Origin of the sequence: Oceanobacter kriegii DSM 6294, from assembly GCF_000422845.1 — a bacterium.
GTDB classification, from domain to species: domain Bacteria; phylum Pseudomonadota; class Gammaproteobacteria; order Pseudomonadales; family Oceanobacteraceae; genus Oceanobacter; species Oceanobacter kriegii.
Genome location: NZ_AUGV01000008.1, coordinates 216,544 through 235,096, shown reverse-complemented (window position 1 = coordinate 235,096; position 18,553 = coordinate 216,544). Strand labels below are relative to the sequence as shown.

Here is an 18,553-nt window from a genome sequence, read left to right as displayed (position 1 = left end):
AACCACTCTGAAGCAACACCCTTGAAGCCCCGGCCAGTTTTGGTTGGGGCTTTTTTGTTGGTGGTTGGGATATGTTGGGAGTCAGGTGTCAGGTGTCAGGTGTCGGATGTCGGATGTCGGATGTCGGATGTCGGGTGTCGGATGTCGGGTGTCGGGTGTCGGATGTCGGGTGTCGGGTGTCGGGTGTCGGGTGTCGGATGTCGGATGTCGGATGTCGGATGTCGGATGTCGGATGTCGGATGTCGGATGTCGGATGTCGGATGTCGGATGTCGGATGTCAGGCTTCAACGTCTTCCACCAGCGAACAATCCGCCATCACCACCCGGTTGCGGCCGCTCTGCTTGCCTTCATACAGTGCGGTATCCGCTGCCTTGATCATACTGGTCTGATCACACACCCCACCATGGCAGGCCGCCACACCGATGGTAACCGTGATTGGGTCGCTGACGCCTCGTACCGTCATTGCCTGAACCACCAGCCGCAGCTTTTCGGCAACCTCGATGGCCTGGGTCGGCGAGGCATTGGCCAGCGCCACAATAAATTCCTCGCCGCCAAATCGCGCCACCAGATCTGAGCCACGAATGGAGCTTTTCAGGCGTTCGGCCACCTTGATCAGGCACTCATCACCAATGTCGTGGCCATAGCGGTCGTTGATGGTTTTGAAATGATCAATGTCGAGCAGCAGCAGGCTCAGGCCTTCGTCGTGCTGACGCTGTTGATTCATCAGCCGCCGCATGGCATTGGAGAAACCGCGTCGGTTCAGCAGACCCGTCAACGGATCGCTGTTGGCCAGATCCACCAGCTCCTGATTGAGGTTACGGGTACGCTTGAGAAACGTCAGGCCAAAATAGCTACCGGCAATAACACCAAGAATCATCCAGAAACCACGCGGCAATGCCTTGGCGGCGATCCAGGGTTCGCCCGATAAGTCCATCACTCGCGGACCGGCGATCATCATGGCCATGATGCTCAGCACCAGCACCGCCGCGGCCGCCAACGACTCGATACGGCCCCCCAGCAGCGCAGCTCCCATCGGCACCAGTGGCAGCAGGCACCCGAATTGGCTGTTCACACCACCGGAGACCAGTAACAGCGGCAGCAGACTGAACATCGCCACCGCCAACATGATCCAGATTCCGTGGTTTGGAAAAAGACGCGACCGAATGGCCACATACGCGGTTGCCAGAGCCACCAGATTGGCCAGCCCCAACCAGGTAAACACTGGTGACAAGGTCACCACCAACGGCCGCAGCAGAGTGCCCAACAGCACCAGAACGAAAGCCAGACGGCAGAAGCCCAGCAGCATATTCTGATGCGTCTGGCGCTGAATGTGGGTCGGCAATTCAGGCATAGGCGGCAACCTTGAAGGGTGGCCAAAAGCGGCTTTCGGGCTGATACATTAGCTGTTACCTTCTGACAGACTGAATAACACGCCACTCTCTCAGCCGTTCCCACACGGGACTCACTCAGAGCGCTGGCAGCTCGGTAAAACGATCTTCAATCGATACAAGGACACCCAATGCGCGCGGCTTTTCTGGATGCAGACTCCCTCGGCGATGACATCAATCTCGACCCGATTCGTGAACAGGTCAGCGAACTGGTGCTGTACGGAACCACATCGCCACAGCAACTGACCGAACGCTTGCAAGGCATTGATCTGGTCATCACCAACAAGGTCCGGATTGATGCCAACGCCATGACTCACCTGAAAGGCATTCTCGTGGTGGCGACAGGCACCAATAACATTGATATGGACGCAGCAAAGGCCGCTGGGGTTCCTGTTCTGAATGTCCTCAATTACGGAACAGACTCTGTCGCCCAGCACACACTGATGTTGTTGCTGGCGCTGGCTGGCCGTTTACCGGCCTATCAGCACGACTTGCGGGCTGGTCAGTGGCAGCAAAGTCCGTTCTTTTGCCTGATGGGACGAGCGACAACACAACTGGCTGGCAAGCAGTTGGTGATTGTGGGTTCGGGCACCCTCGGCAATGCCGTTGCGCGACTGGCCGAAGCTTTTGGTGTAAAGGTTCAGTTTGCTGCCCGTGCGGGAGCCGCCAATGACCCCCGCCCGCCGTTATCGTCCTTGTTGGCGGAGGCGGATTTTGTCAGCTTTCATTGCCCATTAACGGAATCCACTCGACATTTATTGAATGAAGAGTCACTAAAAACCATCAAACCCGGCTGTGTGGTGGTGAATTGTGCCCGTGGTGGGGTCATTGATGAGGCAGCCTGCCTGGACGCGCTGCGTCAGGGCCAGCTGGGTGGTTTGGCGGTGGATGTATTGCCGGAAGAGCCACCGGTTAACGGCCATGTGCTGCTGGACGCCATGACAGAAGACCTCAATCTGATTGTGACGCCTCATAACGCCTGGATTACCCCGGAAGCCCGCCAGAACATCATTCGCCTGACGGCGGAAAACATCGTCAGCCTGAAATAAATCAGGTCTTTCTAAAGCCGGTGAGCTTGATGTACATCAGCGCCGTAGAAATCACATCGCCCATGGCGGTGTGACGTTCTACCACCGGCACTTGCAGATCCTTCGCCAGCCCTTCGAACCGTAAATCCAGGTGCACTTCGTGAATATGATGACGGCGCTTGGCCTTCACGTACAGCTCCGATACTTCGATAAACCGGTTCGGTAGTTTGAAGCCGTACAACTGTTTGATGTAGCGGTTGAGAATGGCGCGGTCATACTCGATATAAAACCCGCAAATCGGTCGATTACCAATAAACGCCAGCAACTGCTCGATGGCGTCCTCAACCTCAATCCCCGCCAGTCGGTCTTCCCGTCGCAGGTAATGAATACGCACCGCATCCGGGTCGGTCACGGCGTCGGAACGGATGGTCAGGTCCAGCGCTTCGGTCAGAAAAATTTCATTGCCCTTTACGCGCACCGCCGCGACGCTCAGCAACTCGCCCTTTTTCTTGTCGAAGACACTGGTTTCGCAATCAAGCACTACCACTTCATCCCCGCTGTAGGGCTCCGCCATAAAACTCCAGCGTCCTTGTAGTCGGGACCGGCCCGGCAAGTGATCTTCAAACCAGCGTTTTAACATCGTCTAACCACCGTTCAAAAGCTGTCCAGATGGAAGTGCTGGGTCAGCAACTGCTTGAATTTTTTCACCCGGTGCAAGGCATGGCGCAGCATATTGCGATCGACACTGCGCAACTGGTTGACGTCGAGCTGCTGACTCAGCCCCCGTTCGCCGCCGTCACGCTCCAACTGCTGACGCAAGCGAATGCGCAAAAAGAAAATCAGCGCGTCACGCAGCCCTTGCACGGTATCGGCGTCCAGCACCTCCCGCTGCTTCAGCAGTTCCAGTCGCTCCAGCGTGCCGCATTCATCGATCGCGTGTTCGAACGCCAGTGAGCGAATGCCATGCACCAGCGGAAAGATGCCGCCCTTCTTGATGTCGATCTTGCCGTCGTCTTCACGAATGTTGCCAAGGAACGTCAGTGGCGTCTCGAAATTGAGCGCCTGCTTGGCGAAGCGCGCCGAAGCAATGCTGTTGCGCAGGGACTCCAGCTGCCAGCTCTGCTTCACCGGCTTGAATAACTCGGGGTTACCGCACACTGGCTCGGCATCCATAAAGATGGCCATGTTCATCATGTTTTCCGGCTTGCCAGACTCCAGCCAACGCTTGACCTTGCCCTGCCAGCCTTCCACCGTGTTGATCCACATATCGTTGACGAACATCACCCCACCGGGACAGGGTGGATAACCAAAATCCAGCAGCGCCTGATGCAGCTGTTGCAGCAACGGCAACACCGCCTCCTTGTCGTGCTCGTCTTCCAGAATGATGGCGTTGTCCTGATCGGTTTTCAGAATCTGCTCGCCACGGCCTTCGCTGCCGAGCACCAGAATGCACACCGACTTGCGCAGCCGTTCGGGGAAAATCAGCTCGAACGCCTTGTTGATCAGACGGCGATTCAGCGTTGTGATCAGCTCGGTCAGGGCGGTGATTTTCACCCCCTGACCATTGAGGGTTTCGATCAGGGTTTCCAGTCGTCCGGCCGCCACCACCAGCTCTTTCAGCGAGCGCGACTGGTCGATCCGCATGGCAATGATGTGAGAATGGGTTGAGAAGGTACTGAGCATGTCCATCAGCTCCAGCAAGCCGACGATCTGCCCTTCGCGGCGGACGATCACCCGTTCGATCTGGTGCTGGGTCATTTTCAGCAGGGCGCTGAACAAAAACTCGCCGTATTCAACTTCGATGAGGTTGAATTGGGCCACATCGACTGCCTTGCTCTGTTTGGTTTTATCCCCCAGCAAGGTGGCCTTCAGCAAATCGGTGCCGGTGATGATGCCGATTTCCTGACCGTTGCGCACCAGCACCGCATCCTGCTTTTTCTCGAACATCATTTCCGCCACCCGCGACAGCTGGGTCTGGGCCGAAACGTACGCCGGTGTGCGAATCACATCGCCATCCACCCGCGACAGAATAAACTCCGACACACTGGAGTCCTGGCGCTCAACCATCGACTGCTGGGTCCCCAGGTCGGTGTTGAAGTACACAGAAAAGTCGTCGGATTGCTCCACCAACTGAATAAAGTCGTCGGCACGCAACAGGTAGCAGAGGGTTTCTTCCACCGCGACATAACGGTGCTTGCAGCCGCTCTCCAGCACCGCCCGCACATCGAACAGGTCTTCTTTGCCGTATTGGCTGAACACCCGATTGTCGGCCGGGTCGATCTCTTCTACCACGCCCTTGTAGACGATATAGACACCGGGTGCGGCGGCACCAACATCCAGAATGGTGGCCCCCGCCGCGAAAAACACCAGATCGAGGCGACGGGTCAGCCATTCCAGCTGTTCATTGGAAAGGAAGGTAAATGGTGGTTGGTTCAGGTTGATCTGGATCGTCATGGCGACTCCGTGGCAATCGACCATTCGGCAACGGATGCCGAGCCTGAACGGCTCCGCATTCTTTTAGCCATCTTTATTATTTTCATTAGTCCCTAAACCTCCAGTCTCATCCAGCCCTTGGCCAAACACCATATGACCAAAGAATATGGCGATAGCGACCAATCCGCAGACGGAGCAAGCAAAGCAAACACCCCACAGGGTGATGTTGCTATGATGTCGGCATTCAAGGTCGAGCTGACAGCCTGTCGCATAAGGACGTCAAGCCGCCCCAACCTCCCAAAGCGCAAGAAGGATTTGCATGATACCCGTTTGGCAACTGGTCATTATCTCGGCCCTCTACATCGCCACCCTGTTTGGTATTGCCTGGTATGGCGACCGCCGCGCCCAATGTGGCCGCCCTATTCACAACACCGGGTTTATCTATTCGCTGGCATTGGCGGTGTACTGCACCTCGTGGACCTTTTATGGCGCAGTAGGTCAGGCAGCATCGAACGGTTGGGTGTTTCTGTCGATTTATCTTGGGCCGATCATTTTTATCACGGTGTTCTGGCGTTTGCTGGCGAAGATTGTGCGTATCGCCAAGGAAAAGCGCATCACCTCGATTGCCGACTTTATTGCCACTCGCTACGGCCGTGACCACACCCTGGCGGTGCTGGTAACCCTGGTCGCCATTCTGTGCGTGGTGCCCTACATCGCGCTGCAACTGAAAGCCATTTCAACCACCTTTGAGCTGCTAACCCTGCCGCTTGGGCGCGAGCCCGACGGGGTACAAACCTTCTGGGAAGACACCGCCTTCTACATCAGTCTGGCGATGGCGTCGTTTGTTATTATCTTTGGTACCCGCGACATCGACGCCAGTGAACAGCACCCCGGCATGATGTTGGCCATCGCCTTTGAATCACTGCTGAAACTGGTGGCGTTTGTGGCCGTCGGTTTATGGGTCTTCAGCTACCTGTACGACTCCCCCGCCGACCTGCTGGAACTAACCGAGGAAGTACTGCCGGACCACCCGCTGATGCACAGCGACCTGATCAGCCTGTCGTTTATGCTGCAAACCCTGCTGGCCGGTTTTGCCATGCTGGCGCTACCAAGACAGTTTCAGGTGTCGGTGATTGAAAACGAGTCCATCCGCCACATCAAAACCGCCCGCTGGCTGTTCCCCTTGTACCTGCTGTTGATGATGATCTTTGTGGTGCCAGTAGCACTCACCGGCCATCTGTTTATGCAGGACATCGGCTTTTCTCCCGACACCTATGTGCTCAGTTTGCCCGTGGCGCTGGGCCATGAATCACTGGCGATCATGGCCTTTATTGGCGGCGGCAGTGCCGCAACCGCCATGATCATTGTCGCCACCATTGCCATCAGCACCATGGTGTCCAACGAAATGGTACTGCCAGCACTGTTCCGTCAACGGGGGCAGGAAGACCTGCAACGCTCGAGTCAGGTACGTAACCTGATTCTGACCGTGCGCCGACTGGTGATTCTGGTGATGATGCTGGGCTCTTATCTGTTCTATCGGCTGGTTGGCCAGTTCGACTCACTGGCGGCCATTGGCATGTTGTCGTTTGCAGCCGCCGCCCAGTTTGCTCCGCCGTTGATCGGTGGTTTGTTCTGGCAGGGAGGCAACCGTCAGGGAGCCATTGCCGGTTTGCTGGCAGGCACCAGTGTGTGGTTCTACGGTCTGATGTGGCCATTCATTACCCAAACCGTACCGGGCATGGAAGGCCGCCAGCTGACCGAAATGGCCGTTGGTATAGACATTGATGACTTCAGTGTCGGCGTTCTGATGAGCCTTGCCGCCAACGTGTTTTTCTACTTTCTGTTTTCCATCGTCACCAATGCCTCGGTGCGGGAACGCATGCTGGCTGGTGACTTCACCTCAGCCCGCTCGCTCAGTCAACCCGACGACCTCGCGCCGGCATTCGACTGCAAGGTCGACGACGTACGGGTGGTGCTGGAGCGGATTCTTGGTTTCAGCAAGTCGGAAGACTTTTTCAACGACTACCAATCCCGCCATGGCATTCAGTACAACAACGCCCACGCCACCGCCTCCTTGTTGCAGGAAGCCGAGAAGCTGCTGGCATCGATCATGGGATCGTCCTCGGCTCGGGTAATCTTCTCTACCCTACTGGGCGGCGAACGCATCCAGATCCGCGATCTGGCCTTTTTGGCATCGGAAGCCAGCCAGGCGTTTGCCATGAGCCGTGACCAGCTGCAGGCCGCGGTAGAGCACCTGCAACAAGGGGTCAGCGTGGTCGACCGCGACCTCAATCTGGTCGCCTGGAACAGCCGCTATCTGGAAATTTTCAATTACCCAGCGGGTTTTATCCACACCGGTAAACCCATTCAGGAAGTGATTGCCTTTAACGCTGGCCGTGGCTTTTGTGGCTCTGGGGAGATTGAGGAGCAAGTGAGCCGACGGATGGATTTTCTGCGCCATGGCTCGGCCCATGCGTTCGAACGCTCGTTACCCAACGGGCAGGTCATTTACATGCAAGGCCATCCGATGCCGGACGGTGGCTTCGTTACCAGTTTCACCGACATTACCGTTCACCGTCAGGCGGAACAGGCATTGCGGGAAGCCAATACCTCGCTTGAACGACGGGTAGAAAAAAGTACCGCCAAGCTCGACGACCTGACCGCTCGACTGATTGAAGCCAACCACTCCAAAACCCGCTTTTTGGCCGCCACCAGTCACGACCTGATGCAGCCGTTGAACGCCGCCAAGCTGTTTGCCTCCACACTGGCGCAGAAGCAGCTGAACGACGAGCAGCAGCAGTTGCTCGATCACCTGGAGGGCGCGCTGCAATCCTCCGAAGACGTGCTGTCGGTGCTGGTCGAAATCGCCAAACTGGATGCCGGCGCCATGGAACCCGGCGTACACCCCATTGAGCTGGCGTCGGTGCTGAAACCACTGACCGATGAATTTACCGCGCTGGCCGCCGACAAAGGTCTGAATCTGACGGTTCGGCCGGTGCAAGGACTCTGGGTCAGCAGCGACTCCCACTGGCTGCGCCGCATCATTCAGAACCTGATCAGTAACGCCGTGCGCTACACCGAGCATGGCAAGGTGTTGGTCGGCTGCCGCAAGCGCGGCGACAACGTCATGATTCAGGTGTGGGATACCGGTATTGGTATTCCCGAACACAAGTTGGTGGATATTTTTGGTGAGTTCAAACGCCTGAACGAAGGCAAGCAGGACACCAAAGGGCTGGGACTGGCGATTGTCGAACGCATGGCCAAACGCATGGGGCACGAGATCAAGGTGCAGTCGAAACCCGGCAAAGGCACCTGCTTCAGCATCATAGTGCCATTGGCAGAGCCGCAGGCCAGCGTTGCAGCAACTGCGACACCAACCCCGATGGCGAGCAGCAGCTTCACCGGCATGCCAACCTTCTGTATCGACAATGACCCCGAAGTGCTGGCCGGCATGGAAGCGCTGCTCAATACCTGGGAATGTGATCTCTACGCCACCGATTCATTGCAAGGCGCCCGCGATATCCCGTTCAAGCCTGCCATCATGCTGGCCGACTATCAGCTGGATAACGACGAGACCGGCTTACAAGCCATGAACTGGCTGCGAGAGCATTTCAACGATCCACAACTGCCCGGCATCCTGATTTCCGCCGATCCACGGGATTCGGTTGCTAACGAGGCACGAGAGCTGGGTTATTACTTCCTCAAGAAACCGATTCGTCCGGCGGCTCTGCGAGCAGTGATTCGCAAGATGGTGAGCCAGTAGTCACCCTCAAGGGACGCAATTGGCAAAAGAAAGAGGGGTTGGGGAGCTATACTGCTCCCCATGTCAAACAACGCTCAGCTGGCCGGTTGGCTGGCGCTGATCTGTTGTTCTGGCTTTTCAATATCGAGGCTTTGAACGGCAATCACGGCCTGCGTGCGGGTACGTACCCCCAGCTTGCGGAAAATCGCCGTCACGTGGGCCTTGATGGTGGCTTCACTGACGTCCAGATCGTATGCGATCTGCTTATTCAGCATGCCCTCAGACATCATGGTCAGCACCCGGAACTGCTGTGGGGTCAAGCTGGCCAGACGGTCGGCCAGATCCAGTGCACTCTGGTTTGGCTGGTGCTGATGACGACGCGCGGCTTCTGGCAGGAAGATATCGCCTTCCAGCACCTTCTGAATCGCCACCGCAATGTCTTCCAGCGGAGCTGACTTGGGAATATAACCGGACGCCTGATGGTCAATGGCCTGACACATAATGGCCGGGTCTTCCGCCGCGGAAACCACAATCACCGGGATTTCCGGGTAGTGCGAGCGCAAAAACACCAATCCTGAATAACCGTGAGCACCCGGCATCTGCAAATCCAGCAGCACCAGATCGGCGTCGGTGTGTTCTTCAACCAGCTTTTGCAGGTCTGGCAGGGATTCTGCCTGAGGTATTTCGGCGTCGGGTACCAGTTGCTTTACCGCCTGCTGCATGGCAGTGCGGAACAAGGGATGGTCATCGGCAATTATTATTTTATTGGCTAACTGCATTGGTCCTCCAGAGCGAACAGCAAAAGGCCGTTACTTAATCCTGGCAACGTCTCTGTTGCTGACGTCCGACACTAGTAGCATTTTCTACAAAAAACAACGCCGGTTGCAGAGAATCTGCAACCGGCGTTGAAAGGATACTCACAAGACGCGGAATGGATCAGCGGTTCTTGCGGTTATCAACAAGCACATCAACAACAGACGGGTCAGCCAGCGTGGACACATCGCCCAGCGCATCGTGCTCGTTGGCGGCAATCTTGCGCAGAATACGACGCATGATCTTGCCGGAGCGTGTTTTCGGCAGTCCCGGAGTGATCTGAATCAGATCCGGAGTGGCTACCGGGCCAATCTCGGTACGAACCCACTTGCGCAGCTCTTGCGCCAGCTCGTCACTCGCTTCCTCGCCAGAGTTCAGGGTTACGTATACGTAGATGCCCTGACCCTTGATATCGTGCGGGTAGCCAACCACAGCAGCCTCAGCCACTTTCGGGTGAGCAACCAGTGCCGATTCCACTTCTGCGGTACCCATGCGGTGACCGGATACGTTGATCACGTCATCCACACGGCCGGTGATCCAGTAGTAACCGTCTTCGTCACGACGGGCACCGTCACCAGTGAAGTACATGCCACGGAAGGTGGAGAAATAGGTCTGAACGAAACGCTCGTGGTCACCGTACACGGTACGGGATTGACCCGGCCAGCTGTCGATCATCACCAGGTTACCTTCAGTGGCACCTTCCAGAATCATACCGGTGTTATCCACCAGCGCAGGCTGCACACCGAAGAATGGGCGAGTTGCAGAGCCCGGCTTCAGTGCTGTTGCACCTGGCAGCGGCGTAATCATGATGCCGCCGGTTTCGGTCTGCCACCAGGTATCAACGATCGGGCAGTTCTCTTCACCGATGGTCTTGTTGTACCAGTCCCAGGCCTCCGGGTTGATTGGCTCGCCCACGGAACCCAGCAAACGCAGGGAAGAACGGGAAGTGCCTTCAACCGCCGCAGTGCCTTCTGCCATCAGGGAACGGATAGCGGTTGGCGCGGTGTACAGGATGTTGACCTTGTGCTTGTCAACAATCTGGCTCCAGCGGTTGATCGCCGGGTAGTTTGGCACGCCTTCAGAGATCAGCGTGATACCACCGTTCAACAGCGGGCCGTAAATCAGGTAGGTGTGACCGGTAATCCAGCCCACATCCGCAGTACACCAGTACACGTCACCATCGTGATAGTCGAACACGTACTGATGCGTAATCGATGCCCACACCATGTAGCCGCCAGTGGAATGCACCACACCTTTTGGCTTGCCGGTGGAACCGGAGGTGTACAGGATGAACAGTGGATCTTCGGAGTCGATCGGCTCAGCCTGATGGTGTTCAGAAGAAACGGCGATCAGGTCGTGGTACCACACGTCGCGGTGGCCATGCCAGGCAACGTCAGAACCGGTACGCTTGACGACGATGACCTTTTCCAGCGACTTGATGGCCGGGTTGGTCAGGGCTTCGTCAACGTTGGCTTTCAGAGCCACTTTCTTGCCAGCACGAACGCCTTCGTCGGAAGTGATCACAACCTTGGCGTTGGAGTCTTCAATACGGCCAGCCAGTGCTTCCGGAGAGAAACCACCGAACACAACCGAGTGAACCGCACCAATACGGGTACAGGCCAGCATGGCAACTGCGGCTTCTGGAATCATTGGCATGTAAATGCAGACAACATCACCACGGTTCACACCCTGGCTGCGCAGAGCATTGGAGAAGCGGCATACTTCTTCGTGCAACTCTTTATAGGTGATGTATTTGCTTTCGTCCGGGTTATCGCCTTCCCAGATGATCGCCGTCTGGTCGCCACGGGTTTCGAGATGACGGTCAAGACAGTTGTACGCCATGTTGGTGGCGCCGTCTTCAAACCAACGGATGTCGACGTTGTGATCGTCGAAGGATACGTTGCGAACCTTGGTGAAAGGACGCATCCAGTCGATGCGCTCCAGCGCCTGCTCACGCCAGAACCCATCCGGGTTGACTACAGACTGCTGGTACATTTGCAGGTACTTGTCGTTATCGATCCAGGCCGAGTCGGCAAACTCCGGCATTACCGGATAAACCTTCTGGTCGCTCATCGCGTTCTCCCCTCTACTTATTATGTGTAATCGCGAATCCATATACGCAGGACGGTGTCGCCAGCCGCTTTGCATTCATATTGGTCATTGCTACCGGTCGGCAACATTAGACGATGGTCTATTCGCGCGTGCGGCCTTGGGGACGCCCCAAAACCACCGCAAAAATCCCCTTTCTGACAGCTCCAAGCCCATGATTCAGAAAGAGTTTTCAAATCGAACGCACGATAGCCAACAGAAACCGTCAAAATGCACACGCCTCAACGCCACGCATTCCTGAACAGCGGCAAACAACGCCTGTTCACTCTCAATTAAGAACGAGATTAGCACTGCCAACGGTCAGATCTGTAGCAGCCTTTCAGGTGATTCGGGTCGTATTAAGTAGTTATACCAAGCAGCCAGAGAGCCAGTACTTTGGTATCGGATTAATATAAAAAACACTCGATAAATATTAGTTCTGATATACAGGATATGGACGCAATTCACATATTGGAAAAATAAAACCGTTACATTGCGTAAAATATCATTTAACAATAATTCCATGCGTTCAGTGAGTGATTAAAGCGCCATTAACCACCAACTAAACACCTACTTATCATGTGTTAATTATTCATATCACAGGAACAATTTTTTGACGCCGATCAATTGACAAAATACTTAGCAAACTAAATAGTCTGATAATCTTTCCAATTGCCATGACAAAGCTCGCCCTTCATGGCTCAAAATCGGCCATCTTGACACTTCTTTACTATTTAAACCCCAACAACGGGAAAAAGTGCCAACCAGTTCACATGTCTCATTTTTACGGCTCAATAGCACTATCAGACGAACAATAAGGTCATCAAAGAACCATTGTCTAACCCCACCATTCAATCTTTTTTGGATTGTCCGACCATATTACGAATGTAACGTTTTACATGCTCAGAATCGCTTACTGACAATCTTGCCAACCAATTGACTACGATTCGTTACATTACATACTATTGCCTGCCGATTTTTATAACTCCGTAACAGGTTCAAGCAGATACAAATCGCCATGTGCAATAAGAAGTGCAAATTATTTACAAACGCAATGAAGGCTCCGGTGCTCAGCATCGGGGCTTTGTTGCGTTTTGTATTTGCATGGATGGTGTTCAGTATCCTTACCGTTTCCAGTGCACAGGCAGATACGCCAGTAACGCTGACGGAAACCTTTGCGGGGAACATGGATTTTGTTCTAGCAGGTGGAAGTTTCCGCAGAGATGGTACAGACATTTACTACTGGAATGGTCAGGGGTGGAGCTACAGGGAAGAAGAGTGCCAGCCTACAGGAAGCAGCGCAGCAAATAGCACTTCAAGTGACTCTGTTACGCTACCGGGTAATGCAGATATCGAAGCCGCCTTTCTTTATTGGGCTGGCAACGGTTCTCCTGACAGCACAGTTACCTTTAACGGGCAAACAGTCACTGCAGACAGAGTTGACACATCTAGTGTAAACGGTGACACAGTTACTTTTAACTATTACGCAAACGGTAATGAATACACCATCAATGGTGCAAACAATCAAAACTTCGAGTACTTCGGTGCCAAGGCAGATGTAACTAACCGCATTTCTGGCTCCGGTACGTTGACCTTTACAGTCAGTGGCCTGAATTTTCAGACAGGCATTGAGAACAACATCTACTGTGGCAACAACACGGTGTTTGGTGGCTGGGCCTTGGTGATCATTTATGAAGCCCCTAGTGAGCCGCTTCGCGTTGTTAACGTATTCGATGGTTTTCAAATGTTTCAGGGCAGTGCGATCAGCCTTGTACCAAACAACTTTGTTGTTGATGACAATCCGGCATCAAAACAAGGTCATCATGCTCACATTACCTGGGAAGGCGATGAGGGTAACTCTGATCCAGACAACGGGTTCTCTGAAGATCTGTTTTTCAACAACGTAGAGCTCACCGGGTCCGGCAATGCTGCGAATCAGCAGTTCAACTCCTATTCAAATGAGATTGGCAATACCAACGGCCTTGACATAGATAGCTATGAGGTCGGTTCTTATATGAATGCGGGTGATACAAGCGCCAATACCTTGTATTCATCAGGCGGAGACAGGGTCTTCCTCACAGCAGAAGTGCTGAGTGTTCCAAACCGCGATGTTGCCGACCTGCAGTTAACGTCTTCCGGTACCGTCGGCGTCGTGCGCGGCAATACCGCTACCTACACGCTGACCACCACCAATAACGGTCCGAGCAATGCGCCAAGTGGTACCGTCATTACCATTCCACTGACGGACGGTTTGACTCTGGACTCGTTCTCCGGCAACAGCTGGAACTGTTCTGCGACGACCAGCCTGATTACCTGTACGTTAAACCGCTCCATCAGCGATGAAAGTACGGCTCCTGCCCTGACGCTGTCGTTAGGCACTGCGGCAACCACACAAACCAGCCTGAACCTGACCGCTACGGTCAACGGTGTGGAATTCGACAACAAGAGCAGCAATAACACAGCCACTCTGGCCATGACCATTGGTGCACCAGACCTGTCTGGCTCTACCAAAGAGTTGGATACGACGGATATTGGCTCATCCGTAAGTGCGGGCGACACCCTGACCTACGTTATTACTGTCAATAACTCGGGGAACGCCGATGGTGATGTGACTGTTACAGATCACTTGCCTGCGGAGATGGACAGTTTTACCGTGATCTCAGCCCCAGCGGGCGCCTCGGTCAGTAGCTATGCAAAGCCTGCGGGTAACAATAACGCCGGTTATTTTGTTGTGTCCGGATTTACGGTTAGCGCAGGTGGCAGTGCTTCGATCACGGTTCAGGCAACACTGTCTGAAAACATCAGTAATGGCACATCGATCTCCAACTCTGCCACCATCAGCGACGGTATTAACCCTGACACTACGGTGACGTCATCACCTGTTGTCATTGGTGAAGCTACCAATACCACAGGTAACAAACCAATCTACCTGCACTCAGCCAACAGCGAAGCCAATTTGACTGCCAGCCGATCTGCGGACAACAGTTCTGACGAAGCAACTTACTACGCAATCCCGCAGTGGGAAGTCGCCGCCTGGACGCTGACCCCAAATCCTCAAACAGCCATTGAACTGGATTACAGCAAAACCATATCCACCACCCTGCAGTTGCGCCCCAACAATGGCAACTGCAACTGGCAGCGCTACGACCGCGTTTGGTTCAGTCTCTACAACGCCACGACGGACACCCTGCTTGCGGAGTTTTACCAGTATGAAAACTTCTGGCTGCAGTGTGGTACCACCACCGAAGTGAACGTCGATATGGGGATCATAAATCAGGGCACCATCTCCGCCGGAGACACAATTCAGGTACGGGTTCAGTACGGCAACACAAATAACCGTATGCGCGTTTACGGTACTGCAAACGGCACCAACTCGCAGGTACGTCTGAACTCAAAAACCGTTATTCAGATTGAACAACTGGGTGCCTACAGCGATGCCTATCCAAACGGCAGCAAACTGACCGAAGTGATGGAAACCAGCGCTATTTATTTCCGTATCGTGGTATCCGATCCATTCGGTTACGAGGATATCTCGGAAACCCGCTGGACCGTTACCGACAACAACGGCAACAACATCATCAATAACCAGGTCATTACACCGGTCAGCTCCAGTGGTGCGATCAGTGTTTATCAGTTTGGTCCGTTCAACGTGGCCGACGATACAGCCATTGGCCAATGGACCATCTCCGTTACTTCGGACGAAGGTAGCGAAGGCATGGTCACGGCCAAGCGCAAAGCCGTCATTGAAGTTGTCGGCCGTCCAGAGCCTGTGGTGGTCAAAACCGTCGAAGCCCAGTGGGACCCGGTCAATCTGTTTGATAACCCAAAGGCCATTCCAGGCAGCTATCTGGTGTACACATTGACCGTTCGCAACGAAGGTGACGGCGAAATCGAAGCGGACACCATTTCTCTGGTCGACCCTATCGAAAACCTGGTACCGCTGTTTGTGCAGGGTAACCTCGACCAAGCCAGTTCTGCGCCGTTTGTGTTCACCGATGGTGCTGTGTCCAGTGGTTTGTCATTCAGCTTTAACACGCTGGACGACAACTCGGACGATATCGATTTTTCCACAGACGGAAATGACTTCACGTACGACCCCAGTGCCGATGTTGACGCGGAAGGATTCAACGCCAATGTCAGCCACATTCGTTTTACCCCCAAAGGCACCATGAATGCTGCCAATGGGACGCAATACCCAGAGTTCACGCTCAAATTCAAAGTAAAAGTCGAGTAGGAGACACCCGATGATGACGATCAAAAACGCAACGCGTCTGGTTACCGGAGCTGCATTTGCTCTGGCCAGCACCGCTGCCCTGGCCGTCGGCACACCAGCCGGTACGGACATTACCAACACCGCGACCGCGACCTACGACCTGCCAGGTGGCGCTACTGGTCTGACCAAAAGCAGCCAGGTAGAGCTGACCGTTCTGGAACTGATCAACGTTAACGTAACGTCCCAGAACAGCGGTTCCGTATCCACCACCGCTGGTGCTACCGACCAGGTTCTGACCTTCGTTGTTACCAACACCGGTAACGGCGTTGAAGATTTCGTACTGGAAGCAGTAAACGCCAGTGGCGACGCCTTCGACATGAGCAACGTTCGTATCTACATCGATACCGATGGCAACGGCACCTTTAACTCTGCCGATACCGAAATCGCTTCCGGTACCGGTTCCATTGGTCTGGCTGCTGACGAAGACGCTACCCTGTTCATCGTTGCCGACACTCCATCTACCGGTGACGGCGGTGCTGCCCTGGTTCAGGACGACCTGAGCCAGCTGACCCTGACCGCACTGTCTGAAACCGTTGACGAGCACGGCGACACCACCCCAACGGCTGGTGAGCTGATCTCTGGCGTTGGTAGCGGTGGCGCTCCGGATGCCGTTATTGGCACCAGCTACACCGACGACGCTAACGGCAGCCTGCAAATTGGTACCGGCGGTGGTACTGCCACTGTTGAAATCACCAAGAGCATTGTCAGCACCGTTGACCCATTCGGCGGCAGCACCCGTGTTCCTGGTTCCATCGTGACCTACCAGATCGACGTTGAAGTGGTTAACGGCACTGTCGACAGCCTGGTCGTAAGCGATGAACTGCCAGCCAGCATGGAATACGTTGAAGGTACTCTGGTACTCGACAGCGCCGCGCTGACTGACGCCGACGACACTGACGCAGGTGACTTCGATGACGCTACCGGCGTTAGCGGTACTGTCAATGTAGACCTGGGTACTCGCAACGACGGCGATACTTTCGTTATCCAGCTGCAAGCTGAAATCAAGTAAGAAGAGAGGTAAATACCGTGCGCATGTTCAAATCCCTGATCGCAGTCCTGCTGCTGATGCCACTGGCCGCAATCGCAGAAGTCAGTCTGATCAATACCGCCTATAAGGTGGTCGTGATTGAGCAGGCGGACGGTTCTCTGGCCGAAGAATGGCAGAGCCTCGAAAAAGTGGTACCGGGCGATATCGTTGGTTATCGCATCAGCTACAGCAATACCGGTGCGGATGCCGCAACCTCCGTTGCGATCAACAACCCGGTACCCAAGAAAACCACGTATGTGGCTAACAGCGCCAAAGGCCTGAATAGCCAGATCACCTATTCCGCAGACCTGGGCCAAACCTTTGCCCGCGCTGCTGAATTGTTTGTTATCAAAGATGGCAAACAACAACTGGCTCGTCCTGAAGACATCACCAATATCCGTTGGAACCTGGATGCGATTGCTCCGGGCTCTGAAGGCTCGGTGGAATTCAAAGTACGCGTCAACTAAAACCTAGGAGAGAACTTCCATGAAATTGCAAAAAGCCCTCTGGGTTCCTGCGATTGCTGCCTTGGGCATGACATCCCTGGATGCTGCTGCCATTGGCACCGAAGCGGGCACCTCTATTGCCAACCGTGCAACCCTGACTTTCAGCTCAGGTTCCGGTAACACAACTCAGGAAACCGTTTCTTCCAAGAACGGTAACGACGCTGACGCGCCGACGACCTTCCTGGTGGATATCAAGGTCAACTTCGTCTTGTCCCGTATCTATAACGATACCCTGACCAAGCAGAACGACGGCGCAACCGACGACCCTGTACTGGGCTTCCAACTGAGTAACCTGAGCAACGCATCCGTCGATTTCAACATTGGCGCCATTGCTGACGTTGTAACCGGTACTGCCATGACCGATACCGACGTTGAAAACGCGTCCAACGTTGCCAACCTGGTTGATAACTTCGACGTGACCACTTACGGCTCCGGTAGCACCGCTCGTACGTTCAAGTACTACCTGAGCGAAGACGATGCTCTGGACACATCTACTGATACCGAAATCACTACTGACAAGCTGACCGGTTACATTTCAGCTGACGACACAGGCACTGCCAACACCAACTTAGACAACAAGGTTTACATCTTTGTTGTAGCAGACGATGAAAACTTCATCGGTGACGATGCGGCCATTGGTATCGTTGAAACTGAAGTGACTGGCGTTACCGCGTCCTACAGCGGTACCTCTGGTGTGAGCCTGACGACTGAAGACACTGACGGCAACGACAACGACGCCGTTGAAGTCGTTTACGCTGACGCTGATGGCAACAACTCCGAAACCCATCAGGACGCTGTTGAACTGTTCCTGCCACAACTGGAACTGATCAAAACCAGCGCGGTTTACTCTGACCCACTGAACGGCACTAGCTCTCCATACGCCATCCCGGGCGCTGTGGTTGTGTACCAGCTGCAAGTGAAAAACACCGGCCGCGCAGATGCTTCCGGCATTGACGTAACCGACCCACTGGATCTGGACGTAACTTTCTACGAAACCGCAACCGGTGATTACTCCGCTAACCAGGTGAAACTGCAAACGACCGCTCTGACCGATGCATCCACCATCACTGCTAACTTCGATGCAGCAACTGCAATTAATGCAGGCAGTTCTGCTGACCAGTACAGCAACACCCCTGACGGCACTACCTACAGCAGCACCATCGTGGTCAACGACCTGACCATCGCGGGCAAGTCTGAAGAAACCGTGTTCATCTCGGTAACCATCGACTAAGCCATGACTCTGTTTCCTAGGTTG

General features: G+C 54.5%; 11 protein-coding genes. 6 read left to right on the top strand and 5 right to left on the bottom strand.

Annotation, left to right across the window (positions count from 1 at the left end; all coding sequences use genetic code 11):
• Window positions 1-277 precede the first annotated feature (277 nt).
• Window positions 278-1,351, bottom strand: a complete 1,074-nt coding sequence (locus G516_RS23800; RefSeq protein WP_051219048.1) for a GGDEF domain-containing protein — start codon at window positions 1,349-1,351, stop codon at window positions 278-280.
• A 168-nt stretch (window positions 1,352-1,519) separates the two neighbouring features.
• Between G516_RS23800 and G516_RS0107420 the strand changes: the two genes are divergently transcribed.
• Entirely contained in the window at window positions 1,520-2,437 is a 918-nt protein-coding gene (locus G516_RS0107420; RefSeq protein ID WP_028293109.1) for an NAD(P)-dependent oxidoreductase, read from the top strand.
• Between the two features lies 1 nt (window position 2,438).
• On the opposite strand, the gene G516_RS0107415 is transcribed toward G516_RS0107420, so the two are convergent.
• Window positions 2,439-3,056, bottom strand: coding sequence for a 3'-5' exonuclease (locus tag G516_RS0107415; RefSeq protein WP_028293108.1), 618 nt, complete (start codon window positions 3,054-3,056; stop codon window positions 2,439-2,441).
• Window positions 3,057-3,070: 14 nt separating this feature from the next.
• Complete coding sequence (locus tag G516_RS0107410) at window positions 3,071-4,870, bottom strand: DUF294 nucleotidyltransferase-like domain-containing protein (protein WP_028293107.1); 1,800 nt, start codon at window positions 4,868-4,870, stop codon at window positions 3,071-3,073.
• Window positions 4,871-5,168: 298 nt separating this feature from the next.
• Here G516_RS0107410 and G516_RS0107405 point away from each other — a divergent pair, with 298 nt between their 5' ends.
• Complete coding sequence (locus tag G516_RS0107405; protein ID WP_028293106.1) at window positions 5,169-8,612, top strand: PAS domain-containing hybrid sensor histidine kinase/response regulator; 3,444 nt, start codon at window positions 5,169-5,171, stop codon at window positions 8,610-8,612.
• A gap of 74 nt (window positions 8,613-8,686) precedes the next feature.
• On the opposite strand, the gene G516_RS0107400 is transcribed toward G516_RS0107405, so the two are convergent.
• Window positions 8,687-9,370, bottom strand: a complete 684-nt coding sequence (locus G516_RS0107400) for a response regulator (RefSeq protein WP_028293105.1) — start codon at window positions 9,368-9,370, stop codon at window positions 8,687-8,689.
• Between the two features lie 157 nt (window positions 9,371-9,527).
• On the bottom strand, window positions 9,528-11,477 hold the full coding sequence (gene acs, locus G516_RS0107395) for an acetate--CoA ligase (protein ID WP_028293104.1): 1,950 nt from the start codon (window positions 11,475-11,477) through the stop codon (window positions 9,528-9,530).
• A 1,603-nt stretch (window positions 11,478-13,080) separates the two neighbouring features.
• Here acs and G516_RS0107385 point away from each other — a divergent pair.
• Genes G516_RS0107385 through G516_RS0107370 form a run of 4 tightly spaced genes read left to right on the top strand, consistent with a single transcriptional unit; the run spans window position 13,081 to window position 18,529 of the window.
• Window positions 13,081-15,726, top strand: a complete 2,646-nt coding sequence (locus G516_RS0107385; RefSeq protein WP_028293102.1) for a DUF11 domain-containing protein — start codon at window positions 13,081-13,083, stop codon at window positions 15,724-15,726.
• Between the two features lie 10 nt (window positions 15,727-15,736).
• On the top strand, window positions 15,737-16,774 hold the full coding sequence (locus G516_RS0107380; RefSeq protein WP_051219046.1) for a hypothetical protein: 1,038 nt from the start codon (window positions 15,737-15,739) through the stop codon (window positions 16,772-16,774).
• Window positions 16,775-16,797: 23 nt separating this feature from the next.
• Window positions 16,798-17,259, top strand: coding sequence for a DUF11 domain-containing protein (locus G516_RS0107375; RefSeq protein ID WP_028293100.1), 462 nt, complete (start codon window positions 16,798-16,800; stop codon window positions 17,257-17,259).
• A gap of 19 nt (window positions 17,260-17,278) precedes the next feature.
• The gene (locus tag G516_RS0107370; protein WP_028293099.1) at window positions 17,279-18,529 is read left to right on the top strand and encodes a DUF11 domain-containing protein; all 1,251 of its coding nucleotides are present in this window, start codon (window positions 17,279-17,281) and stop codon (window positions 18,527-18,529) included.
• Window positions 18,530-18,553 lie beyond the last annotated feature (24 nt).

Bases quoted from the DNA above. Each gene is read 5' to 3' on its own strand.
- acs (WP_028293104.1), bottom strand. From the start codon at position 11,477: ATGAGCGACCAGAAGGTTTATCCGGTAATGCCGGAGTTTGCCGACTCG.
- G516_RS0107375 (WP_028293100.1), top strand. From the start codon at position 16,798: ATGTTCAAATCCCTGATCGCAGTCCTGCTGCTGATGCCACTGGCCGCA.
- G516_RS0107400 (WP_028293105.1), bottom strand. From the start codon at position 9,370: ATGCAGTTAGCCAATAAAATAATAATTGCCGATGACCATCCCTTGTTC.
- G516_RS23800 (WP_051219048.1), bottom strand. From the start codon at position 1,351: ATGCCTGAATTGCCGACCCACATTCAGCGCCAGACGCATCAGAATATG.
- G516_RS0107380 (WP_051219046.1), top strand. From the start codon at position 15,737: ATGATGACGATCAAAAACGCAACGCGTCTGGTTACCGGAGCTGCATTT.
- G516_RS0107405 (WP_028293106.1), top strand. From the start codon at position 5,169: ATGATACCCGTTTGGCAACTGGTCATTATCTCGGCCCTCTACATCGCC.
- G516_RS0107415 (WP_028293108.1), bottom strand. From the start codon at position 3,056: ATGTTAAAACGCTGGTTTGAAGATCACTTGCCGGGCCGGTCCCGACTA.
- G516_RS0107420 (WP_028293109.1), top strand. From the start codon at position 1,520: ATGCGCGCGGCTTTTCTGGATGCAGACTCCCTCGGCGATGACATCAAT.
- G516_RS0107370 (WP_028293099.1), top strand. From the start codon at position 17,279: ATGAAATTGCAAAAAGCCCTCTGGGTTCCTGCGATTGCTGCCTTGGGC.
- G516_RS0107410 (WP_028293107.1), bottom strand. From the start codon at position 4,870: ATGACGATCCAGATCAACCTGAACCAACCACCATTTACCTTCCTTTCC.